The sequence below is a fragment of the Thalassoglobus neptunius genome (assembly GCF_007859735.1).
Lineage (GTDB): Bacteria > Planctomycetota > Planctomycetia > Planctomycetales > Planctomycetaceae > Thalassoglobus > Thalassoglobus neptunius.
On the sequence record NZ_SIHI01000047.1, the window covers coordinates 1 to 25,684 of the forward strand.

Annotated in this window: 18 protein-coding genes; 7 read left to right on the plus strand and 11 right to left on the minus strand. The window is 53.9% G+C overall.

The features are described from left to right. The first annotated feature begins 148 nt into the window (after nt 1–148). Nucleotides 149–916, plus strand: a complete 768-nt coding sequence (locus KOR42_RS27965; RefSeq protein ID WP_197441487.1) for a formylglycine-generating enzyme family protein — start codon at nt 149–151, stop codon at nt 914–916. A gap of 493 nt (nt 917–1,409) precedes the next feature. On the opposite strand, the gene KOR42_RS22895 is transcribed toward KOR42_RS27965, so the two are convergent. The 3 genes from KOR42_RS22895 to KOR42_RS22905 all read right to left on the minus strand — a co-directional run bounded on the left by KOR42_RS22895 (nt 1,410) and on the right by KOR42_RS22905 (nt 8,650). Further along, the gene (locus tag KOR42_RS22895; protein ID WP_146512165.1) at nt 1,410–4,559 is read right to left on the minus strand and encodes a tubulin-like doman-containing protein; all 3,150 of its coding nucleotides are present in this window, start codon (nt 4,557–4,559) and stop codon (nt 1,410–1,412) included. A 140-nt stretch (nt 4,560–4,699) separates the two neighbouring features. Beyond that, nucleotides 4,700–7,780: a PKD domain-containing protein gene (locus KOR42_RS22900; RefSeq protein WP_197441488.1), complete on the minus strand. Its 3,081-nt coding sequence runs from the start codon at nt 7,778–7,780 to the stop codon at nt 4,700–4,702. A 126-nt stretch (nt 7,781–7,906) separates the two neighbouring features. Further along, on the minus strand, nt 7,907–8,650 hold the full coding sequence (locus tag KOR42_RS22905; protein WP_146512167.1) for an MlaD family protein: 744 nt from the start codon (nt 8,648–8,650) through the stop codon (nt 7,907–7,909). Between the two features lie 275 nt (nt 8,651–8,925). On the opposite strand from KOR42_RS22905, the gene KOR42_RS22910 reads away from it, so the two are divergent. The 3 genes from KOR42_RS22910 (at nt 8,926) to KOR42_RS22920 (ending at nt 13,209) form a co-directional block, all read left to right on the plus strand. Further along, nucleotides 8,926–11,700: an SUMF1/EgtB/PvdO family nonheme iron enzyme gene (locus tag KOR42_RS22910; protein WP_146512168.1), complete on the plus strand. Its 2,775-nt coding sequence runs from the start codon at nt 8,926–8,928 to the stop codon at nt 11,698–11,700. A gap of 88 nt (nt 11,701–11,788) precedes the next feature. Next, on the plus strand, nt 11,789–12,145 hold the full coding sequence (gene avd / locus KOR42_RS22915) for a diversity-generating retroelement protein Avd (protein WP_146512169.1): 357 nt from the start codon (nt 11,789–11,791) through the stop codon (nt 12,143–12,145). Continuing rightward, nucleotides 12,142–13,209, plus strand: coding sequence for a reverse transcriptase/maturase family protein (locus KOR42_RS22920; RefSeq protein WP_146512170.1), 1,068 nt, complete (start codon nt 12,142–12,144; stop codon nt 13,207–13,209). Before avd ends, KOR42_RS22920 begins: the two co-directional genes overlap by 4 nt. Nucleotides 13,210–13,518: 309 nt before the next feature. Here KOR42_RS22920 and KOR42_RS22930 read toward each other — a convergent pair whose 3' ends face one another. The 5 genes from KOR42_RS22930 to KOR42_RS22950 all read right to left on the minus strand — a co-directional run bounded on the left by KOR42_RS22930 (nt 13,519) and on the right by KOR42_RS22950 (nt 17,306). Beyond that, on the minus strand, nt 13,519–14,790 hold the full coding sequence (locus KOR42_RS22930) for a ThiF family adenylyltransferase (RefSeq protein ID WP_146512172.1): 1,272 nt from the start codon (nt 14,788–14,790) through the stop codon (nt 13,519–13,521). 62 nt (nt 14,791–14,852) lie between these two features. Next, nucleotides 14,853–15,044 (minus strand): hypothetical protein, encoded by a 192-nt coding sequence (locus tag KOR42_RS22935; RefSeq protein ID WP_146512173.1) that lies wholly within the window; start codon nt 15,042–15,044, stop codon nt 14,853–14,855. A 160-nt stretch (nt 15,045–15,204) separates the two neighbouring features. Then, nucleotides 15,205–15,834 (minus strand): RNA polymerase sigma factor, encoded by a 630-nt coding sequence (locus tag KOR42_RS22940; protein WP_197441489.1) that lies wholly within the window; start codon nt 15,832–15,834, stop codon nt 15,205–15,207. Continuing rightward, the gene (locus tag KOR42_RS22945; RefSeq protein ID WP_146512175.1) at nt 15,831–16,601 is read right to left on the minus strand and encodes a hypothetical protein; all 771 of its coding nucleotides are present in this window, start codon (nt 16,599–16,601) and stop codon (nt 15,831–15,833) included. The genes KOR42_RS22940 and KOR42_RS22945 overlap by 4 nt, the downstream gene beginning before the upstream one ends. A 411-nt stretch (nt 16,602–17,012) precedes the next feature. Beyond that, nucleotides 17,013–17,306 (minus strand): hypothetical protein, encoded by a 294-nt coding sequence (locus tag KOR42_RS22950; protein ID WP_146512176.1) that lies wholly within the window; start codon nt 17,304–17,306, stop codon nt 17,013–17,015. A gap of 376 nt (nt 17,307–17,682) precedes the next feature. Here KOR42_RS22950 and KOR42_RS22955 point away from each other — a divergent pair, with 376 nt between their 5' ends. Genes KOR42_RS22955 through KOR42_RS27970 form a run of 3 tightly spaced genes read left to right on the plus strand, consistent with a single transcriptional unit; the run spans nt 17,683 to nt 21,818 of the window. Next, nucleotides 17,683–18,819, plus strand: coding sequence for a hypothetical protein (locus tag KOR42_RS22955; RefSeq protein ID WP_146512177.1), 1,137 nt, complete (start codon nt 17,683–17,685; stop codon nt 18,817–18,819). Further along, nucleotides 18,803–21,400: an NACHT domain-containing protein gene (locus tag KOR42_RS22960; protein WP_146512178.1), complete on the plus strand. Its 2,598-nt coding sequence runs from the start codon at nt 18,803–18,805 to the stop codon at nt 21,398–21,400. Before KOR42_RS22955 ends, KOR42_RS22960 begins: the two co-directional genes overlap by 17 nt. After that, a complete protein-coding gene (locus tag KOR42_RS27970) occupies nt 21,312–21,818 on the plus strand; it encodes a formylglycine-generating enzyme family protein (RefSeq protein ID WP_390620919.1) in 507 nt (168 codons plus the stop codon). The genes KOR42_RS22960 and KOR42_RS27970 overlap by 89 nt, the downstream gene beginning before the upstream one ends. A gap of 155 nt (nt 21,819–21,973) precedes the next feature. Here KOR42_RS27970 and KOR42_RS22970 read toward each other — a convergent pair whose 3' ends face one another. The 3 genes from KOR42_RS22970 to KOR42_RS22985 all read right to left on the minus strand — a co-directional run bounded on the left by KOR42_RS22970 (nt 21,974) and on the right by KOR42_RS22985 (nt 25,008). Continuing rightward, complete coding sequence (locus tag KOR42_RS22970) at nt 21,974–22,213, minus strand: hypothetical protein (RefSeq protein ID WP_146512180.1); 240 nt, start codon at nt 22,211–22,213, stop codon at nt 21,974–21,976. A 440-nt stretch (nt 22,214–22,653) separates the two neighbouring features. Then, nucleotides 22,654–24,171 (minus strand): phage terminase large subunit family protein, encoded by a 1,518-nt coding sequence (locus tag KOR42_RS22975; protein WP_261342069.1) that lies wholly within the window; start codon nt 24,169–24,171, stop codon nt 22,654–22,656. 573 nt (nt 24,172–24,744) lie between these two features. After that, nucleotides 24,745–25,008, minus strand: coding sequence for a hypothetical protein (locus KOR42_RS22985; RefSeq protein WP_146512182.1), 264 nt, complete (start codon nt 25,006–25,008; stop codon nt 24,745–24,747). Between the last annotated feature and the right edge of the window lie 676 nt (nt 25,009–25,684).

Below are 25,684 nucleotides of genomic sequence, written 5' to 3' on the forward strand. Positions count from 1 at the left end.
TGCCACCCACAACTCACCCTGAACTTCCGATTTCCGTCGCCCCAACGCCATCGTTTCCTCCTTGATCAACTCCAACTGCTGAAAGATAATTCATCTCCCCCATCAATGCGAGTTTTTCAACGGGCTGGTAGATCTCTTGACGTTTATGATGGGATCGCCGCCAGAAGCGGGATTCGCCCACGAAATGGAGAAGCCTTGGCATTTGGTTCGTGTCGCAGCGTTCTTCATTTCGACTTGTTGCGTAACGCGAGCCCAGTATCGACTATTCGATCAGCATTATGAATATGCCGCTGATTTCATTGAACGAGAAGATAGGCAACCTCCCAGTGGGTGGGATGAACCGGTTGATCAACGTCCGATCGGCGGTGCCACCGAATTCGATGCATATTGTTTCGCATTGTGGCTCGGCGAGGGCTATCGCTTGCCAAGCGAGGTTGAATGGGAGGGTGCAGCTTGGGGCGGGATCGATCGGAATGCTCATCCTGATTTCGTTATCGGCGTGTCTCCGTTCACATCGGAGTGCACAGCCGACCAAGTGAATCATGATGACGGTCTTACAATGGACGAATCGATCCCGATGAAAGCTGGCCTTTATCGCGGGTATGCTGTTCCGGTTCGCTTTGCGGGATTTTCGGTGAATGGCTTTGGATTGTGGCAAATGAGCGGGAACGTGTGGGAATGGTGTGATTCAGTTTGGCAGCCCGATCTTTTTAGTGCGACTGTTTGCGAAACCAGATACTTCAGCTCTGAATCAGCATCTGCTGATTTCTTCGATCGAAAATGGAATTCGGCACGGGGTGGGTCTTGGGACTGCATTGCTTGGTTCTGTCGATGTTCTTGCCGGGATTGTTCTGAACTCTGGAGTCATTCAACTGGCATTCGCCTCTCCAGGGATCGCTTTCCACCCGACATGTGACAATTTCTCTTTCCGTGCTTTGGGAATGATATTTCAAAATTCGATTAATTCGATAGCCAAACACAAAGTGCTTAGATCGATCAAAACTGTAGTCACGCAATCAATGACTGCAACATTTTCGCGACCATCAAGAACGCTGGCTGACTTCATCTACGACATGACGGGTGATGATCACAAGGAAAAAGTGTTGTTTACCTCAATTGCTGTGCTGCTGTCGAGGAGGGGGAGACTCAAGTCAAAGGTCCCGACAATGAGGATTTCCTGCCGCACTACATTCCGCCGCGATTCTCCAAGCGAATCTGCAATGGCAATCGGCGAGGGACCGGGACGCAAAACTGACATGTCCCGCTCACATTCGCAAAAGTCGGCGATTCGTTTCACTGCAGTTCTGATCACCAACAATCGTGCGAGGCAGCTGTCCGTCATCATCAAGAAAGCGGTTCCGATCACTCGGACCGGAACCGCTTTGACGACTCATGCTCTGGAGCGAGTCTCAGACAGTTCTGAGTTTGCCGACCTGTTGCGAAAGGCATTCCAGCAATCGTTTCAGTGATTCCGGACTTCGCTGGGAACGGCTGATGCGATTGGTCAGAGTCTCCATGAAAGATTGGAGTTCATCTGCCACCAACTGATCGCTGGAGACCGCCCGCAACTCGCCGAAGAGAGCATGGATCGCAGCGACCATGTCACAGTCCTTTACGAATGCGAACTGTCCAGACGCCAGATTTTCTCCCAGTTTCGTGACGGACCTGATTTCATCACTCGCGTGGTAGGCGATCCGTCCGGAATCGATCAAGGATTGCAGCGTGGGACTGGGCTGCAGTCGACGATTCTGGATCGCCAGGCTGTCCCAATCGCTGACCAGGGGGCAAACGAAGTGCGGAGAGTCCGATTCGATCTTTTGCAGATTCCAATACCAGTGCGGTCCTCGGACAGCGATCCAGCTGAAGGCGATTCCTAATGCAAACGCGACTTCGGCGTGGTCTGCCGTTTTCGCCGGGAACAGCGAGCCCATTTGCGCGATGGTCTGCTGATTGAAGACATGCACCGAATGCCCTCCTTCCTGATACCAGCGGTCATACGCCTGGCGGCATTTCTCGACTTCTGGCAGGTAATGAAAGCAGGCCCCATGAACCCGTCGGACGACAAAGATGCGGGTCTTGTCACCGCTGATCTCGTGACTGGTGCTACCGTGGTAGCGGGGATCGGCGTTGGCGTGTCCTTCGGCAATCGCGGACAGAGTTTGGCTGACGCGATCGCGATGGGCAGGGTTTTCGGCGGTGGGGATGCCGACGATGAGTGCATCGGAAAACTGCATGCCGAGCCGTCCCGGTTCAGCGGCGCCCCACATCGGCTGGCAGGCATCGCGGGCCTGTCGCATTTTGGCCTCGATGACTGCCCTCTCGGTCGGGTCAGCCAACTGGGCACCGACCACATCGACGATCGATAGTTGACGGTATTGCCGATCAAAATACTTCGCAATGAGCTGCTGAAACGAGTCAAATGCCGAGTCGTCCAGCACGATCTTGCGGACCAGTTTTCCCTGGCTCATCTGTTGTTCTCTCGAAATCCGCTTCAGGACGGATTCCATCGACGGTCGATGCTTCTCGAACAATTCGAGATCAACTTTCTTGCTCGTCACGTCGATTTCCGCAAGTGAGTCCGTCGAACCGGTCTGCCCGGGTCGGTTCTGCTTGTACTCTTCGACGACGCGCCGCATGCGAAGCTCCGCAGCGGTGAGAATTGACTTGGCGTTCGTGAAGTGTTGCTCCAAGGTTTCGAGGAGAGACGTGAAGACCTTGAGCGCCGCTCCCTGACATTGGTTGTCGATCGTCGACTGCATGGCATCCTGCTGCAATCGAATCACTTTCTCCTGGACTTTTCGTCGACAAAAAGCCTTCTTCCACCAACCACCAAGTGGCCGCAGGGATTGCTTGACCGATTCACGCAGCTGATTGCCCTGATGCTGCGAGACTCTCATTTCCTGTTCGAGTTGCGTCTTGGCCGCCAGCAGTTCATCACGTAGATGGGAAACAAACGCCTGTGCCGTCCGCCATCCATGCTCGCTGGCAATCGCCTGAACTCGCTTTTCCAAAGCGATTCGCAGATCGCCTTGCAGGGATGTCACGATCGTCGCGAGTCTGCTGTGAAAGTCCGGCAACAGCTTGTTGCGAAACTGTTGGTCGCTTCGTTGCAGCATGCCGAGGAACTTTCCATTCCGCCAATAGACTGGTCGGCTGCCGCGATTGCTGCGATAAAGATTCCGCGTCAGTTCGGTTCCACGCAGTGCTCCCGCGTGGTTTCCCAACCCGGCCGAAAGGTCTTCTGGAATCAGGGAAACGTCTTCTTCTCCTAATGGGCAGCTGAGCCATCCTTGAGCCAGCGCTGTGACCGTCCCTTTGTCCGTCGGCTGTCCCAGGACACGCTGTTTCAGAAACTGATGCTGCCACTGGGCGGTTGAAGATCGCGCCAAGCGGCTGACAGGCAATGCGAGAGCACACGCGTTCAACGTACTGATCCCGCGTGATTTTCCGGAATCAGGATCGACGATTTGACCCCGCAGAGTCGCGTTGTTGTCATCGTCTCCATCGATAGAATCGCCAAGCTCAGTGCCCACCTCGGCGGTCAGGTGCAGGGCGACATTCTCAATCACCGCCTGGCCGCTCTGCAAGTCGCGTCCGTCGGCCAAATTCCGTGAGGCGACGAAGACCTGGTTGAACAAACCGGCCGGCAACCGAATTGAGTCGGCATCATTGATCCCGAAGGTCAGTTGATGTCGGGTTCCGAATCCAGATTGGATGGCATCGATTTCGAGCATCGTGCCGTAGGAGTTGGCGTAGACACGAGTCTCTTGCTCCGGTTTTCCTTGCAGCACATCGTCGACCGCACTTGGTAACAACATCACGGCGACAATTCGTAAATTCAGGCTGTTCGCCAAGCTCCGCAACATTGCGGCAACTTCGATCGGCATTGACGATCCCGTCCCACCTGCGCTGGAAAAGGCGAGGTAGGCGGTCACTTTCTGTCGATAGTGAACTCGGTTTCCGGAACTGAGCTGACGACGAAAGCGGTGGTGGACACCATTGATCCGCGAGAGAGCACTCTTCAATGCTGATTCGACGAGTGAACGGTTGGCAGAGAGCGAGAGAGCTCCATAACTGCGGCATTGTCCTGCTTGCTCGATTCCGTCGGCATGGAGTGCTTCCAAATGTGCAAGCATGCGTGGATCATCGAAGCCCAGACGTTCGATCAATTTTTGATGTGCTTGAGGGTTCTCCAATACCAATCCATTGCGACTGGCGGACAACCCGACGAATTCTGAGTCAGCAAAGGGAGTCCCATGCTCCGCGCCTGCCTGAGCCGCACGATCAGTGTCGATGGCCATGAACTCGATCAAATGATCGCTTCCCTGGTCCTGCAACAACCGCTTGACACGGCTGATCGTTTGAGATCCCAATCCACCCAGACCGATCAAGATCGCCGGTTCGACCGATCTGGGGCGAGCGTCGGACTGCTCTTCGACTTCAGGTTCGCCGTGTGAGTGCATGGCATCGAGAGCCTGCAGATCGCTCAATTCAACAGTTTGAATGTTTGAATTTGATTTGCTTGGTTGACCATTGGGAGTTTGAATTGTGAGGTTCATGGCATTTCCTTGGTTGTTGGTAGACTAAAGTGAATTGAAAATCGTTGTGATAGAATGGAATTTCGATTGAGTGCGCTACGTTGTGGTGGCACCTCCTTTCAACAAGCGGAAGATGGGCGTTCGGGACGCTGGGTGTGCATTTATTCCGAATAACGAAGCGTGAACCCGGAAAGGTCCACTTGCTCGCCGGAATCAATGACGGCGGACTGATGCGGTTTACCATCATTGCTGACTTCAAGCCGGTATTTGATTTCTCCGGTTGCGTGATCCATGATCGAGTCGACAAGGACGCGAGTCTGATCGTCGAGTTCGATTTCTTCACGGTCGCTTTTGCCTTCGAAGTGAAATCGCCGAAGCTGGCGAACTTGCCCACGGGGGTGGACGGTGAGCGATCCGTCGAGCTGTGAATGCGCTTGGAGCAAACGACGCTGCTGGTCGCGGTCGACGAGATACCAACAGATTCCACAAAACAGAATCGCCAGAGGAATTTGCCAAGCGAGATTCCAAATCCAGGCGGCGATTGGCTCCGTGATGTCAATCGTTGTTTCCCAAACACTGGGAGTTGTGTCATCGGGACCAAACGCTGTGACCTTCATCGGCCAGTTTCCCGGTGCAAAGCGATGCGTCGCCTTCGCGGCACCCGTCACGGAAACAACCGGGCTGCCATCACCAAAGTCATAGTCTGTTCGGACCACACTGCCGGTCGACCGATTCTCAAAGTGAACTTCCTGCGGACCTCGCCTGGAAGGTTTCGCGAATGAAATCTTCGCGATCGGCTGAATGACCCGGGAATCCACCTTTAACTCACGAGTGAGTTGGTCGGTCCCTCCCGGACCAACGACGATCTGCTCGAACTGAATGGTTCCTAACTGGTCCGCCGCGTAGTCGAAGCAAGGCGTCTTAGCAGCGGGGCTGATTTCGATCGGAGTCGCGAGGCTACTTACCTTGAAAGTGACCGAATCGAACATGCCGGTAGCAGTACTGGTGATCCGGACCGTATCACCCAAGAAAGCGTGCGCGGTTCCGATCGTAAATCCAGCTTGCGGAGGAGCATGACCTTGCACCTGCAGAGTTTCGGTAGCCGTGGTTGCTTGATCGAAACGGTCCCAAACCGTGAGTGTGATGGTCAATTCTCCGCTTCGTTCTACGACCACGTTCGCGTGCTCAGTTGTGAGAGGGTCGGCACCATCGACGATCCATTGAAAGCGGTCAGCAGATGCACTGGAATCGCTGAGTAATGTCAATTCGTCACCAATCTGCCATTGACGTTTTTGAGGGATGATGATGCTAGCAATCGGCTTGGGAGGGAGCTTGACGGCAATCACTTGCTCCGCTTCAACAGTTTGTCCGTAAGAATCGGTGACCAGTAGCTTCACAGACACGTCACCCGGTTGATCCGGCATCAGCGAAAGCGATTCCTCGTTTGACGACTGGCCGGAACCAAAATTCCACTCGCGTTTCGCGATGTCTCCTCGGCTCACATCGGCGAAGGTGACCGTTTCCCCTAATGTGATCGCGTCTTTCACGGTCGCGATGCGTGCCACCGGCGGTTCTGGGAGTCGGACTTGAATGGTCTCGGTTGCCCGCGAAGTTTGCCCATATTCGTCGGCGACGACCAGGACAATCACTTGCTCTCCAGGCTTGGAGAAGTTCACGGTCGACTGCTTCAGCGTCGACTTCTCGTCATCACCAAACGACCATTCTCGGCTCTGAATCTCTCCCTGGCTCGCGTCCTCAAGAGTCAGCGGTTCATTGACCAGAATCTGCTTCTTCTCGACCCTGATCCTTGCGACCGGCGGTGGTGGCAGTTGAATCTTCAGAGTGACCGCGTCCTGAGTGGTCTGTCCGAATCGATCGGTCACTGCCAAAACAACGTCTTGACGCCCAGGTCGATTGAAGCTGACCGAGAGAATCGGCTCCGTGGAAGTTTGCCCGTTGCCATAGGTCCATTCGCGATTCAGGACATCTCCGTGACTTGCATCGATCAATTCCACCAGTTCTCCCGCGATAATAGGTTCGGTTGGCGCCTGGATAGCGGCTTGTGGGGGGGCGGGGCGTCGAATCACTACGGACGTTTCGGCTTGTGAAGTCTGTCCGTATTCATCTGCGACGATCAACTTCACCAGATGTTCGCCAGGCTGGTCGAACTTGGCACGCAGGACCTGTTTCGATGACGTCTGGTCATGGCCGTACTCCCAACGACGCTGCGCACAATTGCCGTGGCTGACATCTTCGAACTCCAGTTCCTGACCTGGAAGGAGCTTCGCATCGGGACTGAGCGGACGAATCTTGGCCACCGGGGAAGAGGGATTGGTGACAAGGATCTGCTGCCGTGAAGTGCTCGTTTTCCCATTCTTGCTGGTGATCACGTACTCGACGTCATACGTCCCGGGAACGGTATATTTATGGCTCAGCCGCAGTCCTTGTTCTTTCGGTGAGGAATCACCCCAGTCGACTTGTCGTTTCACGATCTCCAATCCGACGCTGTCATCGGAGAATTCCAAAGTTTCTCCCACCTTCAGGTTCGTCGTAGAGAGGATGAATCCGCTCCGCAGCGGGACGATTTCTTCAGGTTTGTCGGCCCGAGTGAAGTGGACACCAGATTCTTGGAGCGATGCTTTCACTTTCGCTTCCAGGTCATAGCCGATCGTCACCCAGTCGAGTTCAACGACCGATTGCAGCGAGTCCCCATACTTCTGGATAATGAAGTTGTGGTCGAGACCCGGTCGACGTTCCATATCCTCACCATCGGTGTACAGAAGAACGCGCACGCGATCATTAGGGTTCTCTTCACAGATCTGTTTGGCGTGGGCCAGTTGTGCGTCGACGTTTCTCCACAGGTAAGTTGATCCGTTCCAAGTCTTGATCTCAGCGAGTTTATTTTTCAATTGAACTCGATCGGACTCGTCTTCAATTCTCAAATCACAGATCTGCCAAGCCTGCGTATCGAACGTCGTCACAATGACGCGTGTTTGAAGGGGAAGGTGAGCCGCGAGCATGGCGAGTCGTCGCTTCACATCATGCAACTTTGTGGCATTTGTCAGCACCGGTTGGACAGGCGCTCGAAAGGGATGACTCATCGATCCGGAGACGTCAACAACGATAAAGAAAGTTCGAGGGACCTCTCGACCATCACCCTCAGCGAATGAGTGCCGGCAGGCCGTGAGTGCGAAGCCTGCAAAAAAAAGCCACAGCAAAGAGTTGCGGATGTGCTTGGTCACGATCAGATCTCCTCGGAAAATGGAAGGTGTCGAAATGAGATGTCATCCACCGAACTCGGCGCGTCACTTGGGCGCTGAGCCCATGATCAATTGGCTTGCTGCTCTCAAACGGGTTCTGCTGACCGCCTATTTGAACAAGGCGTGTAGCTCATCGAGCAGGAATGGTTTTCCGCCAAGAAAGCTGGCGAAGAGGTAAATCAAAGTCCCTAAGCCGAAGATCAACCGTCTCCAATTGGTGAAAGAAATCTTCAAACTGATCCCCAGGCAGATCGCGGCCAACAATGCAATCACTCCCACGGAGACATACAAGCCGATCGGCGCGGAGGCTGGAATCAGCATCTCTTCAGCGATTCTTATTTCGCGACTCTCAGAGGGAACCGTTCTACTCGAACCATCCGTTGAAGGCCATGCAGTACTCGTCGAGGTCACAGCATTCGATTCCATGTCTGGAACGAAAATGACGACTCCGATGTTTCCGGGCGTCAGCTCGTTGAGCGAGCAGACGCGATACTTCGTGTTTTCGGGAAGTTGTTCCAACACGCTCTGATCGATCGCCAAATCGGCGACGGCGTGGGCTTGTTCAATCCTTAGTGATTTGACCTCCCCGACCTTCAGGCCGTCGAGAACGACGGAAGCTCCCGGTTGCAGTTGTCCGACTCGTGGTCCTGCCAATTGGATGACCGCATCCGTGGACGTTGACACTGGTCCTTGCCGGCACCACCAGGCGACGAGCAGAATGATCACCATTAGTCCGACCACACGTGCTATTCGCTGCAAATCGAAACTCTCGTCGTCCAACTCGCTTTCATCAAAGAGCGAGTCGTCGGAGGTCAAACTCCCTTTTTCGAGGACATCGAAATCGTGCGGCATCTCAACTCTCCGGCGATGAAACAGGTCGCATTTCTGCGCGTTCCGTACACTTCCTAAAAGACCGGAAAGGCAGGATTGAGGAACGATTTTCTGCAGAATTGTTGAATTGAGTTGAAATTCGATTTCGCTCGCGGCGGCAGCTTGCTTCAGAAATTCACACTCTGACAGCTTTGAGGCAAACTGAACTCAGGGCGTGTCTCTTGGAGCGAAGCCCGTGAACGGTATGATGAACAGCCCTTTGTCGATCTAAATTCAAGAGCGTTGGAAATTCTTGCATGCCATTCACACGCGGGCCGCTGAGGACGCTGGCCGAGATCATTCACGATATGACTGGCGACGAGCGGATCGAGAAGATCATCGCCGACCACGCAAAATTCAACCGGGATCGTTGGATCGACATGTTGAATGGGACATCAAGCGAAGGGCACATGCTGGAGACGCATGTCGAACCGCGCCTTTCAGTAGAACTGCGCCCGCAAGATGTTGAGCCTGAAGACGAAGGAAGCGAGGAACGAGAAGTCGCCCGGTCGGAGTTTCGAGAACTCCAGCAGGGGCTTGGTGAGTTCCTCGAAGAGAACTTCACCGGTCAGGAGGATTGGATCCTGATCTCCGAACGAGCTGGTGGTGGGAAGACTGTCCTTTCCTGGCAACTGTGCGCGGCGCTCAGTGAAGGTGACGAACCGTACTTTGTCATGCGCTACGAAAATGATTGGCCAGATGACCTGCGACAGGATCTCGTAGCGAGCGTCGCTCGGATCAAGTCCTTCCCGCAATCTGGTTTTACTGCGGCGGAAGTCGTCGCGTGGTTGTTGGAACGACGTCGGATTGTGGTGATCTTTGATGCGCTCGATCAGGTTGATGGCAAGACCGCTGGGGTGCTCAAGACGCTTGCCAGCCAGTATCGTGAAGCGAATGAAGCGGGGGAATCGTTGCGGGTGATCGTCACCAGCCGACCGAATGCGGTTCAAGCCTGGCCCGATGGCTTCAATCGCACTGCCTGGCGGCACTTTCACTTGCAGGAATTCGACGAAGACCACCAGGCTGAGTATCTCCAGAAATTTGCCGACCTGCGTGAACAACAAGTTACTGGGCAAGGAGCACGGGTGCGAGAGATGTGGCAGGCCGCCACACAGTTCGGACCAGACTCCAACAACGCCCACGACGACATCCTCTCGTTGCCGAATAACCTGCGATCACTGCGGGTGATTATTGAAGATTCGCTTACGTCCAGAACTCCGATGCGAACCTTTCGCACGGCGGGGGATCTGCGCTGGGAAACCGCCTCGCGGAATCTGCATCGTGATCCTTCGAAGGGAACGGAGGGCGAAAGCCAGATCAAAAAGCGCCCGCCGGAGGATGTCTCCAAGCTGATGCGGGCGGCGGCGTGTCTGGCCTTTGAAATGCTTCTACGAACTGGCACCTATTTCACACGCAGCGATCAAGACATCGGCAAGATCCATACAGCAGCGGCTGGTCGTTGCGGGGTTGATGCAGAGGTTTGGGAGAAGTATCAAGCGATGCTGCGGGATTCGCTGACGAAGGGGAATGCCGTGCTGCGGCGGATCAATCAGGTCGAGCTGTCGTTTCCGTCTCAGAAGACGATGGAATTCTTTGTCGGCCTGTATCTGGCGCGGTATGCCGATGATGAGGCGATCCTCGCGCTGGCACCTGAAATTGGCAGTGAGAAATGGGATGAGTCGTGGGAATTCGCGATCGAAATGCCAGTGACAACTGACTCCTCCGGGAACTCGCTTCACGATCCAGAGGTCTACGAGTGCAGTTTGCACGGATTGTTCTCGGTTCCAGAAGCTCATCCCCGACCGGCGAAACCGATGTTCCTGGCCTGGCAGATGTTGGAGCGGGAGGAATCGCTTAAGAAGATTAAGGATGCCGTTCTTTCTGAATACCGAAATCAGTTTGCTCGCATTCTCGTCGAAGAACAGGATGGTCAACCGAATACGCGGGCGAAACTAGCGGCTGAGTTGATCCTGGAAGACGACGTGCCAAAGCTGTTGGCCCAAGGTCGGGACGCACAATGGAAGCTGTCCAAGCCAGAATGGGACGGATTACCCAAATTCGCAGATTTCGAGGATCGTTCGGTTCGAGAACGTCGGCAACGTCTCCGCCGACAACTAGAGCGCCTGCAAGCTTTGGAAGAGGAATCCGCTCTGAACGATTGGGTAGGAAGCCTCGTTCCGGAAGATCCGGCATATGCCCTTTGTTCGGACGCGAGCAAGCCGGACAAATGGAGAAAGGGAGCTGATGAGCGGGAATACTCCAGTCGTGAGCACTTGACGTTCCTGATGGGCGCCGCTCTGCATGATCCGGAGAATGGAATCCATGGCGATGCACATGCCAACAAAGACAGAGAAACGCCGTGGCAGCGAGTGGCGATCGATTCGTTTTATATGGGGACGGGTTGTGTGACGTGGGGTCAGTATCGGCTGTTTGATCGACACCGTAAGGCTTCCGGTCAACCGGACCATGTCGACCCGGGTGTTCCCCTGCCGGATGACGACCGCCCGATGACGGATGTCAGCTGGCACGATGCGTTCAGCTTTGCGTTGTGGATCGGAGAAGAGTATCGGCTCCCGAGCGAAGTGGAATGGGAAGGAGCAGCGTGGGGAGGGATCGATCGAGAGCAACATTGGAACTATGTGATCGGGGTTGCCCCCTTCACGGATGATTTCACTTCGCAGCATGTCAACTATGACGGAAATTATCCGATGTCTGGCCCGAAATCAGTGTATCGCGAGAAGACAGTGCCTGTCCGTCATCCCGAGAATCAAGCCAACGGGTTCGGTTTATGGCAGATGAGTGGCAACGTGTGGGAATGGTGCCGCAGCGTCTTTCAGGAAAAGCTTCAGACAGCGATCGCTCAGCGCGATCAACCGACCAAGGAGACAAACGTAAGCGACGATCGTTCTCTTCGCGGCGGTTCTTGGTACTTCAGCGCCAGGTACTGCCGTTGCTCCAATCGGCTCAGGATCGATGCCGAGGACCGGGACGTCTACTACGGGTTCCGCCTCTCCAGGACCCGTTCGCCCTGAGCCATTTGACAGTTTGGTCCTTTGCCCTTTTTTCCTTTACCCTAATTCCGTGACCCGCGCAGCGGGGCGCTCGCGTTAAAAATCTAAGATGAAACCTGACGAAGACCTGCCAATCATCCGCGCCTGGTACGAATTAACCGTTTGGCTGATCCCAAAAATCGGCAAATTCCCGCGCGACATCCGATTCACTTTGGGAGAACGAATTGAGACAAGAGTGCTGACCGTGCTGGAATTATTGATCCGAGCACGTTATGCCAAAGATCGAATCGCGCTACTTGAGGAGGCAAATACGGAGATCGACGTAATTTTCTACTTGCTGCGCATCGCTCGCGATTTGAAGGCGCTTCCCACCAAAGGCTACGGATTTGCATCAGAGAAGTTGGTGAACGTTGGAACGCAACTGGGCGGCTGGAGAAAGTCGCTGGAAACGAAAGGGAAATCGTGAAACGGTTCGGTCATCTCTGGGAAAACCTGGTCGATATCGGCAATCTTTACTCCGCCTATCGCAAAGCACGGCGCGGCAAGCGAGGGCAACGCGCGGTCGAACGCTTCGAATATTGCCGAGAATTCGAACTCGTGAAGCTGCAACAGCAGTTGATCGAAGGGACGTATCGACCGGGGGCCTATCGCACATTCATGCTCTATGACACGAAAGTGCGGATGATCAGCGCGGCCCCGTTCCGTGATCGCGTGATGCATCATGCGCTATGCAACGTGATTGAACCGATTTTCGAGCGGACCTTCATTCATGACAGCTACGCCAGCCGCAAAGGGAAAGGAACTCACGCCGCGATCCGGCGCTATCAGCAGTTCGCCAGCCAGAACGCTTACGTCTTGAAATGCGATGTCCGCAGGTTCTTTCCCAGCGTCGATCATCAGATTCTCAGACAGCGACTGGCCCGGAAAATCAAAGATCCGCAAGTCTTGAATCTCGCAGGCTTGATCATCGACCATTCCAACCGGCAAGCGGACGTGCCGGGGATGTTCCCAGGAGATGACCTGCTGACTTCACTGGAGCGTCGCCGTGGCATCCCAATTGGGAATCAAACGAGCCAGTTTTTCGGCAATGTTTATCTCGATGCACTGGACCATTTCGTGAAAGAAGAGCTGCGCTGCAAGGCATATCTCCGCTATGTCGACGACTTTGTGCTATTGTCTAACGACAAGCCGCGACTCGCCCACTGGCGAATGGCAATCGAGCAATTCTTGATCACTCTCAGGTTGTGGCTGCATCCAACAAAGCGAGTCATCATCCGCACCTGCGATGGCATCCGTTTTCTCGGCTTCCGAGTCTGGCCGAATCGGATTCAGCTGACACAGGATCATGTTCGCAAAGTGCGTCGCCGCCTGCGCCGTTACCAGCACGCCTTCGAACAAGGTGATCTTTCGTGTCAAGAATTCAGACAACGAATTCAGGCTTGGTTGGGACACTCATCGATGACGACTGGATCACGTTATGCCGAGAACCTGCTGAGTGATATCCTTGCTCCTCGGACGGCAGCCGAATAATCGTTCTCTTCGCGGCGGTTCTTGGAACAACAACGCCAGGAACTGCCGTTGCTCCAATCGGAACAGGAACGAAGCCGAGAACCGGAACAACAACAACGGGTTCCGCCTCTCCAGCACTGCTCAAGCGGGAAACCGCCGGCCGGAATTTCGTGGTTCAAGAATCACGGAAGCGAGCCCCGTGCAGTCCAAGGTCGCTGCTCCGGTGTTGTCGAGATCACCGACAGCCAAAAGAAGAGAAGCTGGCGGGGGCTGGTAGCTGTCAGTCGCCTGACCGAACAGTCGAACGTCCTCGCCTGCTTTTCTTGGTGATCACTCGACGACTTGAACATCACGGCAAAATTCACACTGTTCACCTGCGCCAACAGCGGCTCCTGTGAGTTCAAATTCCGCTCTTGATCGCACCGTCAATCGCTGCCAGTAGGAACCAATTTCTCCACGTAACAATCTGAGCCAGAGTTCCACCCCAATGCCAACGGTCATCGAATTCAGATGCACCAGAGAACCGGCGCGCTGCTGATTCCATTCGACTGGAACGCCGCGATGCAAGCTGCCGGGCGGAGCAGCGAACTCGTACATCGTCTGTTCTCGATCGGCCAGACCCCCGACACACTGAATGCACCCTTCATGAGGCAGCAGCATCCGCACGTCGCCAGCCAATGTCGTTTCTCCAGTCTCTGAGCGTTGCACTGACGATCCGACATCAATGTGAGGGATCAATAATTCACGGGCCAGCCACGAAGCGCCAAGGCGGGGAACATCATCATCGACGCATGTGACGATCAGATCGTAACGGGCTTTCAGTCGGTCGAGGATGTCGCTGACGGGATAAGCGAAACAGCGCAGCATCAGGTCTGGATTCTGTTTCAGAAGTTGTTGGCCGAGAATGGCGGTTTTCGGTTTTCCAATATCATTGAATTCCAGACCCGGCATCGCTTCGATGTTTTCAATCGCTAACTTGTCGGGATCAACCAACGTGAGCCGGTGAACTCCCAGTCCAGCCAATTGCCAGGCTGCCATGGTCCCGTTGCGACCGCACCCGATCAGCAGGACATGAGCCGAACGAGTTCTCTGCCACAATGATGGAGCGAGTCCCCCAATCGTGCGGCTCCAGCGTCCATCATCTGGAACGTCAGGAATCGCAACTGGATTTCGCTGTAAATGCAACATCCCCGAGCCAATGACCCGCACGCCATCCATTGGGAAGAGCGTTCCGTTTCGGTGGACGATTCCGCTCCAGCGTCCACGTTCCGTCTGATGAAACAACAGGACAACAACTTGCTGAGTCGCCTGCAGAAGCATCCTGTTGAGAATCTCCTCCGGGGAACGCTCATCGTCGGTGAGCATCCCGACCACAATCCAATTGGCTCGTGATAACCTCGTTCGACCATCTGGAAATTCTTCAGCCAATTCAAGTTGATCGACGAGCCACTCCATGGAATCCGCAGTTTTGTGCGTTCTGATTCGACCCGTTGCCCAACGGCCTGGTGAAACCAGTAATCGACGCAGGGCTGTTTCCCAAGTTGCACGAGGAATGATCACCTCGTGCGTTTGCTCCATTTCCATGACACTTGATGCCGACATTCCAACGCCCCTTAAATTCAAAAACACCGCCAGCCCGGAAAGACTGGCGGTGCTCCCCTGGATCAGTCCAATCGAGCCAACGCCCGCTGTCGCGCAAGTTCCTCTTGACGCTGCCGATCCAACTCCGCCCGCTCCGTCGCTTCGAGCCGATTAAGCTCTTCGGCCAGCTCCCCGGACTCAATCGGTTCCGTCGCGGTTGGAGCGATCCTCCGTGGTGTCGGCGTGAACGTCGCCTGTTGCGTAGAAGTAGACATGATGATGCCTCCAGTAAGAGTTTCTGAACAGCAGCGACAACAGCTGCTTGACTGTTCTATAGAAGGCTGTGAACGAAGAGATGAGGAACAGTGATCAGCAAAGAAAAACACCCCCGCCGGTGGGATGTCGACGAGGGTGGTTGTGGATGAGTACGGAACGCTATCTCTCTGGGGCGTGGCCTTTTTCGGACAAGTCCCACTGCAATTTGCTTATTGCTCTTTTGATCCGTACTTTGATTGTTGTTACGGAGGCTCCAAGTTTGTTGGCAATTTCTTCCAAAAGCAGTCCTTCGAAAAAACGAAGTCTGATCACTGCTCGCAGGTTTTCAGGTAGTCGCTCGATGGCAGCACATACGTGTTTCTCTATCTCGTCAATTGCAGCTTCTTCATCCGGTGTGATTGAACGGGGATCCTCCGCGTCCCATTCTTTTGCGTCATCGTCTTTCATCGAAAGCGATTGTGTGGAAAGCTTATTACGCAGCCTGTGATTCTTGTGTGTCTCATGTTTGACAATTTTCTTCAGGAAATTGAATGGTTTACTGGGATCCTTCAGTTTGCCGTTCCGAATTGTGTCAAAGAATTTTTTTAACCCGATGTGTAGTGCATCCTCAGCAAGGTGCTTGTCTTTCGTCCAAGACCAAGCGAGCCAATACAATTGATGCTCGAACGTCGAATACACCATATCGCAAAAATCTTGAAACAAGGCGTCTGTGAAATCTCGATACAAGTCTTGCAGAAGTTCGTAGAGGACTTCGTTATTACTCGGTCCGCTGTTTCGATCGCGAGTCATGCGGCACCTCCTTCTTCCGCCATCTGCATGAGCCATGTCGTTTCAGGATCACTTGCGAAATCACGCTGCGAGGAGAAACAGAATCTCGCAGAAAATGCCCCGGAAGGATCAGGGCGGATTGGAACTGGAACGAACTTCCTTTCGGCTGACAGGAGTGTGGAAACCATGCTTCCTGGGAGACTCGGAAGATCGTTTTTGGTCAGCGAACGCACCGTGATTTGTACTGAATTATCGCGTGCATCCTTTGGCCAGGGATAATCCTGTACTTCTTTGTAGCCCCTGTTCAGTGATGAGTTCCATTTGAGCGCGACCGGACAATACGTTTTGGCTCTTTTGTTGGCGATGCTAACGTAATCGAGTTCGGTCATCACGACCTCTTCATCGCAGCCATCCGCAAGTTCTCCTTTGACGATGAGGTTAAGTCCGACCCGTTCTGCAAAAAAGTGAGTGTCGTCTCCGAGAGTTTTTGGACCTTGGGCAGATTCAAGAACGGCCGTGAACCGCTCTGCCAACCCAACATCGGCATCTCGATTTGGTTGAGCAGCCTGGACTGATTCCTCAGGCAACTCGATTTCCTCGGAAAACGCGACACTCGCTTGGTCTAGTTCAAACTGCGCTAATAGGATGCCAATCGGCCTGAGTCCGCTGGGCCAGTCCGCCTCAAGTTGAAGTCGGCCCTGTATTGGGGTGATCGATAGTTCGAATGCCTGTCGTCCTCCGTTCCTTTCGTATTCGACAAATGTCCGGCACGGTTCCTCGTCCAACATTCGTTGCAATCCTTCAGTGTTTGACATTGAGCCAAGCCTGGTGTTCGTGGGGTCACGGTGAATTGGCTCCCATGTGCTTGGCTCGTCCAATTCGGCCGAACTCGCCATAAGATCGGCAATTTTTTGAAGGCGAGGGCTTCTTTGAATCAATTGGAAAACCCGCTCGGCTTCAGCGGGATCGTCGATTTCCCCGGAAAAATACCGGGCGATGTCACGTTCATTGACTGGTTTTCCATTCATATCCATTGCTTTCATTTAGAGCGAGTCTTTGCGCCGACAATCGGCAATAAGAAATAGAAGTCTTCGTTCAGCAAAGAAGGAAACCAAATTATTCAAAGTTCACAAAAAAATTCAGAAATCAGTTTCTGTTTCGAACCGTCATGAACTTTTCAGAATCTATGACGACAACATTCACAGCCAGGGCTCGGACGACAATGAAGAGTCAAAATCGCTTTTCTGCCAGCTACTACCGGGACAATATGCGGGCGCATGTTTGCTGCACGCAAGTGAGTTGTACCGTTGAACTTGTTCAACTCCCTTATTTTCCCCAACATCACACATTACACCTCCAAATCGTGCTGCAACCCACGGGTGACCAAGGTTGGCCGCAGGGTAATCCGAGAAGCCTTTTTGAAACGGATGTCGCAATGCGTCGAGATCCATGGACAGCCAGTCTTCGAGGATGCCAAGAACTTCCTTTGTCATTGACTCCGGCAGTGTTGAGACGCTGTCACGTCCGATTGGAACCAGTATGATCTATCCGCGATGACCCAAAACGACCGCATCACCCGCTCTTGAAGAGGCCACAATGACACCCAAGGAAACCATAATTTCACAGGATCAGATTCACGAGGCACTGAATTTCTGGCAACCAGATCCAGAAGGACACGGGTATACGCGGGGCTTCAAGACGCATTGGTTTTGTGAAACGCCCACCTTCTTCACTTTTTTGCGGCAGCGCGCGGGATCTATGGAAGAAGAGACTAAAGAGGGTGAAAGATCATCAGGTGAAAAGAAGCCGATAAAGTGCGTCAGTAACGCACTTCTCCAGTGTCACGATCGAGTCAGGTTTCGACAGAGGTTGAAAGGAGACAGTCCTTCATTCAGTCAATGTTTCGATAACAATCCCGCCATCGATCAATTTGTCGATGCGAGCATCGGCCTATTTAATGGCGCCTTGGCTGCGCACTATCTGCAAGGGAAGCAATCCAACTTCCAACTAGCGACCAAACTCGCCGACCCAATTGACACGGATGCAGAAATTGAGGTCGCAGAATTGCTCCGGCGATGTTTTTGCCACTACCACCAAGCATGGGATCTCTATACCCCCAAGGTTTCGAGCATCGTGGGGAGTGCAACGGCAAAGCCGAATCCTGATCGCGCGACGGCGATTCTCGATGAGTTCTCGAAATCCAAGAACCAAGATTCGCTACCAGAATGGTGGACGCAGTCCAATTGGCTGCTGGTTCGGCGTCTGCTCTCCTATTTGCTCGGTGACGATGACCCGACTCAAGTTGACGAGTTGCCGGAAAACACAGTTCAAATGCTTGCTGCCCAGAAAAACGGGAACGAATACAAAGGCCAAACCGCACCGGTAACAACCTCTGCCCGTCCCGAGGGTTGGCCATCGGCCTATCTCGATCCGATTGCTCTGGGCCTGACTGTTTTGGATAAAGACATGCTGAATAGTCTGCGAATCGCGACGAGGATCTGCCGCTCAGATTTAAGGAATGCGGACATGAATATTTCGCTCCGAATTGCTCTGCAACCGGGTCAATGCGGCATTCTCGGGCTGTCAGGAGATTCCGCTGGCGGGTTGGTTACTGTCGCTGCTTGCGCGACCGCAACGAAGCATCGGCTTGACCGCAGAGCTTCTGCGTCGTTCACGGTAAATCTCAAAGACGACAATGACTTGGAAACGCTTAAAAATGACGTCAGTATAGAACTCAAACTGGAAGACGTGACATTGGGTCCGGTAGGCTCCGGAAGTATTGAAGCCAAACTCCGCAGCGAAGCATTTCAAAATCGTGTTTCGGACAATGGTGGTTCGGACAATGGCGAGTCCATCGAACGCGAGTTGAATCGAGTTTATCTGCATCACACCCAAAAGAGCGAAAGCCAGAAGCCGGAAGAGTGGATGCCCCGCGTCGAGCAGAGTTTGGGAATCAAGATCCGCACAGTCGGTGGAAAGGATCGAAAAGATGTCCCAAGCGAGTAAGGTCGATTCAAATCCACTTCCGTTGAAGACGCTCGCCGACATCATCTTTGACATGACCGGCGATGAGCGGAAGGAGAAATTGTTAGCTGCGTATTGCAAGAAGCAGGTCGAAGAGTGGGACACTCTGACGAAGAACGATTCTAGACTACAGCACTACATTTCTCCCTGGTTCTCGCGGCCGAGGAATCGTAAAGAACAGTTGCTTGATTCCTCGGAACAGCGGGATGTCGAGGATCACTTTGTCCCGTTGACATCTCCGTACGCAATGGAGTCAGAGAAGTTTGCCCGACTCTTTGCGGTCGACTCGGAAGATGGCGAAGGGAAGCCTCATCCTCTCAAATCGCGACGCGTCGTGATCACCGAAGATGCCGGGACCGGGAAATCGGTCTTCAGCCGAGCCCTGCTCAGGTGGCTCAGCACGCAGGAGGGCTGGGACGCGATGGGGGACGGCGAACCACTGCTGGGTGTCCGTTGGGAACGGGGTGATCGCGCCTGGCCCGAGAAACAGGATTCGCTGCATTCAGGTTTCGCAACCTATCGCCCCCATCTTGCACAGCTGTTGGCTGAATCGCTTTCGACCTCGATCGACCGCGCTCTGGAAGTCGTCGACTATGCGCTGCAGAATGATCGCATCGTGTTCATTCTTGACGCCTTCGATCAATTGGCAGGTGATTCCGGAGATCGGCAACGAGAAGCCTTTTCCGAACTGGCGAACGAAATGAAACGCTCGCCACGGTATCGCATAGTCGTGACCAGCCGAGCCAAAAAAATTGAGGAACTTCGTCATCCCGAGGAACTGTTTGATCCAGAGACCTGGAACTTTGCCCGCATCAACGGCTTCACTCCGTTTCAACAGCTGTGTTATCTGCGGGACCTGGTCGAGAATCTGACCGAGGTGCCAACTGAATTCCAAGACGAATGGGAGTCCCGGTTTTTGAATTTCAACACACGGGCCGAGTTCGTCGGGCAAATCGGCGAGGATGAAGAGCAAGAAGACACGGAAACTGCTGATGACTGTTTGCGCGCAGTGTTTCCTGGAGTTTATGATGACATCCAGGAACTCCTGTGCGTACCGACGGTGCTCTTCTTCGTCCGGAGACTGGCGCGTGATTCCGGATCGTTCCCCAAATTCCGGAATCGCGCCGATCTGTATCTTCAGGCAACCGAAGATCTGTTTGTGAGAAACTTGCCCAGAAGCGCGGAATTCGGCGAACAGCATCAGCCGCTGTTCCAGGAAATCCTGGCGGCGGCCGCCTATCAGATGATGGTGATGGACGCCCAAACCTATGTCGTGCGGCATCATCAGGTCAGAACGTTGGAACCGGACGCCAAAAGGCGGATTTCAACTCCCGATGTTCTCAGACAATGGTCCAGGCTGTGGTCCGGCGTCCAGGAAATCGCCGGGCTGACCGACTTTCTCATCGTCGAAGAGAAATCGAACGACTTCTTCGGCTTCAAACATAAAGGGATGATGGAATTTTATGCCGGACTGCATCTGGCGAAGAATTCGCAGCCGGACTGGGTCGCGGAAACGACTGGCGAAGTCTTGACCGAAGGCGACACTGGTCTGATTGAGAATTCCGCTGACGCTAACTGGGAATGGGCCTTCCGCTTTGCCGCTGAGCTTCTGGAAGCAAGTGACGATCGCGGGGCGTCGCTGATCGAGAATTCCCAACTGACAGCTTCGTTCGCCGCGTTGTTCGCACCGAAAGCGAACTCAACTCGACCGACGGAATTTATGTTTGGGGTGTGGCAGATTCTCGCGCGGAGCCAGGAGCAGCGTCCTCGATATCGCTCGATCCATGACAACGTGTTGCACTTCTACCGGCAGCAGTTTCGGCTGATTCTGTTGGAACGAAATGAGACGGGAGCTCCAAGTGAGCGGGCATTGCAGGCTGCCCAATTGCTGCTTGTTGATGATTTGCTTTCCTATGTCCAACTGGCTCGTGATGAACGTGGACGCGAACTGACTCAGCGCCTCAAACAACTTCCCCCCTCGGATGATTTTGAAGCAGAACATCTCACAGCAGAGCGTCATAAAATGCAACTGGAACTCAACTCACTGAAAGCGCTGCGTGACAATGTCACATTGAATTCCTGGGTCACACGATTGAAACCCGAACACTCGGCGTATTCTCTCTGCTCAGACGCGACGAAACCGGACGAGTTTCGGGATGCTGACGATGAAGAGACGCGTGCGTGTGAATACCGCAGTACAGAACATCTCACATTCATGTTGGGGGTTTCGCCGGAGGATAAGTATAGCGATACTTATCTCTTAAAGAATCTCTCTCGCAATAAGTATGAGAACCCATGGCAGCTGGTGCGTGTTCCGGCATTCCACATGGCGAGCTGCTGTGTGACGTGGGATCAGTATCGGCTGTTTGGTCAGCATCGCGTGAATGACAAAGAGGACGAAGAGCCTGAATTGATGAATGAAGAGGTGCTTAGGACAGACGGCGACCGACCGATGACGCATATGAACTGGCATGATGCATTCTGTTTTGCGTTGTGGGTTGGTGAGGACTACCGACTCCCGAGTCGAAGTGGAATGGGAAGGAGCTGCTTGGGGGGGCATTGATCGTCGGAAACATCCAGATTATGTGATTGGAGTTCCTCCCTATCATATGGGGTTTACGACGTCCGCAGTCAACTTCAACGGGCAAGAGCAGTGGAATGGCGAGGAAATTTATTGCGAACTGTTAGAGCGAACCACCGTAGTTCGCGATACTCGCTATGCGGCGAATGGTTTCGGCCTGTGGCAGATGAGCGGAAACGTGTGGGAGTGGTGCTGCAGCGTGTTTGTGGCAGTGATTGCTGATCGCGATCAACCCACGAAGGAGACAAACGTAAGCGACGATCGTTCTCTTCGCGGCGGTTCTTGGATCGACGTCGCCAGGGTCTGCCGTTGCTCCAGTCGGTACAGGTACGTAGCCGAGAACCGGTACAACGTCGACGGGTTCCGCCTCTCCAGGACTCGTATCCCTTTTTCCTCTTAACCTGTGACCCTTTTCCCTCTTTCTTTTTCGCTCACTCCGTGACACGCGCAGCGTGGCGCTCGCGTTCAAAATTTCAGCTTGGCCGTCTTGTGGAAAATAACCCGCAGGTCCACGTGAACCTGCGGGCGGCCCGCCTCATGTTGACACGTGTGCGCTCACCACAGCAGCCCGAGCGTCAAGCCAAGTCCAAAACTGGCCACAGTGACCGCCGACACAAGACTCGGAAAGAAGGAAACTGGCCGAGTCGTTACGACAGGCTGTGGCGCTGCAGCACACTGCCGAAACGACACCGGGGCAATCATCTGCCCCTGATCATCAAACCGTTCGACTCGTTCCAGGTGAGGGTCAAATCCGCTTGGTGTGATTCGCTCAATCGCGTGCAGCTTGGATGTCATGGGACTCTCCAGATGTTGAAGGGCGTTGATCAGTTCATGCCGTTCAATACAAACTCAACAACGAGACCAGAACCAGAACGTCAATGAACGCAGATTTCAGAGTTTTGATGTTCATGATTTGTTTCGCTCATGAGATTGCTCGGACACATCTTGAGAAGCCGCAAATGATCGGTTGCAGGAACCCAATTCGATGAAAAAATCAAAATTCGGATCAAGAAGTATTTCGCAGCTGAGCGACCATACCGGATGGTACACCGAGTAAATGAAAGCAGCATTTGTCGGCATCGTCGATTCTTCAGGACTGAAACTACTGGTCCCTGAGACGGAACATGCCAACCGATTTCTAGTCCGCAGAGCGGCTCGATGTGGCGGCTATTGTTTCTGGGCGGTCATTGACCAGCCCTTTGCTATCCCGATTAAAATTCAACTTGATCGGCCAATCACCGTCTCAGTGTCCTGTTCATCATTTCGTTCCAGCGTTGGTCGTCGAACCAGTGGCGGGTCTCCTGTTTTTCTTCGGCGATCTGTTTCAGCGTACGGGTCCGTTTGATCGGAGCACACTGGTCGCCCAGCAGTCGGGCTCCGGCGTAGTGACCGGCGGTGCAGGCGTTGTACAGCGCATCGAGCCAGTGGTTGTTGCGACGAGTCCGTTCCCAGCGGGTGACGACCCCTTTGCCGTTCACAAACTCTTCGGTCTGGCGTTCCGCCGTCAGGTGTTTGCCCAGCGAAAGGTGTTCATGGGGAGGGGCCTGGAACAGTGTCATCGCGCCCGGTTCGTTGAGCGGAGTCGTCAACCGCTGATGCACCCAGGTTTTCCAGTGGTCGGCGTTGATCTCGAACAGGTACTGATGCGTCGCCCGGATCCAGTTCACATGGAACCCTTCGCCGATGTGCTTGACGATCGAACCGGTGGACGTGGGTCGGTTGTACCATTGCTGTCGCTGCTGCGACGCTCCGCGTCCGACCGAGGGATAGAACCCCTGTACCGTATGACAGAACCCGTACACCACATCGATCATATAACCGGCGTCGATTAGCACCACTCCTGGGATGATCGTTTCACCGAGTGATGTCGGATCAGCATCATCCACCGCGAGTCTCCAGCCGGAGACACACATCTCCGCGAACTCTCGCAGCGCCACCGTGAGGGCTTTTTCGACTCCCAGATCATTGGAAGCGACTTCAATTCGTCCGTAGTCGACGATGTGACCGGTCGCCTGCGGCTGCCAGGCGACGACCACCCAGTGACAGAGATGTTTGCCGAGGTCGATCGCTGCGGTGAGTTGTGTGGTCTCACTCGGCAGCACTCCGCGTGGCCAGCGTCCGAGTCGACGGGTGATCTCTTCGGCCTGCAAGGCAGTCTCAGCCCAGCGGGAGGGCAACACCGGCAGACACCACACGAACTGCCGCATCTCCCGTTCGGCGTTCTCTTCTTCGGCAGAGCGTGACGCCCGCCATTCATCGGCCGCGATGTCACCCGCCGTCAGGAACAGGTTGTGAATTGCCGACCAGCGGAACCCCAGCGTTTCTGTTCGTTTGGGATCTCCGGTCAGGGTCCCGTGCTCATCGACCTGCTGACCAGCATGCACCAGTTGTGATTGAGCATTAGCGGTGATCCGCTCCTGTTCACTCCACGCCGCAGCACACTCCGGACAGGTAAAGACCCCGGCATCCCGCGCAGCGGTCTGAGATTCCGCATCTTTCCAGCCGACCAGCTGTTCCCGTTCGGGCAAGACCCAGTGCTCACAGTGAGGGCAAGGCAATACGATCTGAGAACGAGTGCCGTGCTGGTACTCTTGCCACGTCCTACCTTCCTGCGTCGAGACCGTACATTCCAGATAGATCCGTTTGCGGGAACCATACGCTCGGGTCCGGGCTTCGAGCTGGGTCACCTTGTCCGCTTCTCGCGAGGAAGCGCCCGGCTGATCCATTCCATCGGTCTCGGTGATCACCACCACTCGTGAGGTAATTCCCGCCCGGCTCTTGTCACCCTTCCTCGAGTAGGACTTGAACCTCAACCTACGGATTCACCTTCCGGCGCTCTACCAATTGAGCTATCGGGGAAGGACGCGAGAGCTTTAGGGAATGAATCGGAGTCCAGTACGCCAATTTTGAGGATGTCCTGAGTGCGGCGAGAATTGAGGTTTCGGAGTGACTCACTATCCGCTTGCGTGCACGACTGAATGGTATGGAAAGTGAAGAGCTCACCTTTTTCATCAGTCGCCTGCCAACGAAAGTCCGCAATCTTGGGAAACACGTGCGAAATCACTGGTCGGTTGAGAACACATTCCACCACACACTCGATGTCACTTTTACAGAGTATGGGAGCCGAATCCGCAAAGGAAATGGTCCTGAGATCATCGCAGCTCTGCGACGATTTTTTTCGATCTTGAAGTCGGACACGACACTCAATGACAAGATTCAAGGCAAGTGCCTGTTGGCAGAATGGAACTTGGACAACCTCAAAGGCATTTTGCTAGGCTTTCAAGCCAGTGAATCATGCGATTGCCCTGACTCATGATGCAAGCAAACTATCGCAAAGATTCCCAGTCGGCATCAATCTCTTCCACGCTTCCATAGATGTCGACCGGACAGAAAATCAACTTTATGGAGCGTTGGAGCTGCTTGAGTATGTGAAGCGGTGGTTTGAATTTGATGAAGACCACTGCATCGCATGGAGGGATCTTTTGGTTGAACACGATCGCATGATCGGGCCCGAGTTCATCAGCGAGATCCTGCCCAATCCATTCCCACAATCCAAACTCAAGAGCTTTTGGTCCGAACGCCAGTTTCATCTTCTGTCCTCAGCAGAGTCTCCAGTATGATCTGCACCCGCCAAACTGACACGGTTTGCGACAATACCAACTGACTTGTCGTCCAGTCACTCTCGCACCGAAAGGATTCCAACGACTCCGACCAGAACACGACTTCAGCCAATGTTCCCAGCCCAGACATCAAAGTGCGCCAAACAGGAGATGAAGATTTGATGTATGGAAGAATGGATGTTGGTGAAGAGATTCCGAATTCGTGTGCTGGGCAAAGCGATCCTGGCTGATTAAACTCACGCAATATCGGTCTGCAAAGACCTTGGAATTGGTACGAGAGAGTGCAGAATCCTCGCATCCAACCCTGTACATCAATTCCAATTTGAGCGACCTGTTGATTGTCACTTGAGTTGTTTGCGATGGTCAGTCTCAGGGGAATTTCGTTTGATTCGGATCGAGCCGCGATGAATGTTTCGTTCCATGAGCATGCACATCAATAGCAATTCCATCCGCATCAAAAACACCTCGCGCGAACCTGACCATCACAAACAACTCAAGTGATGGCCGGCAGAGCGCTATCAGCCCGTTGAAAAACTCGCATTGATGGGGGAGATGAATTATCTTTCAGCAGTTGGAGTTGATCAAGGAGGAAACGATGGCGTTGGGGCGACGGAAATCGGAAGTTCAGGGTGAGTTGTGGGTGGCA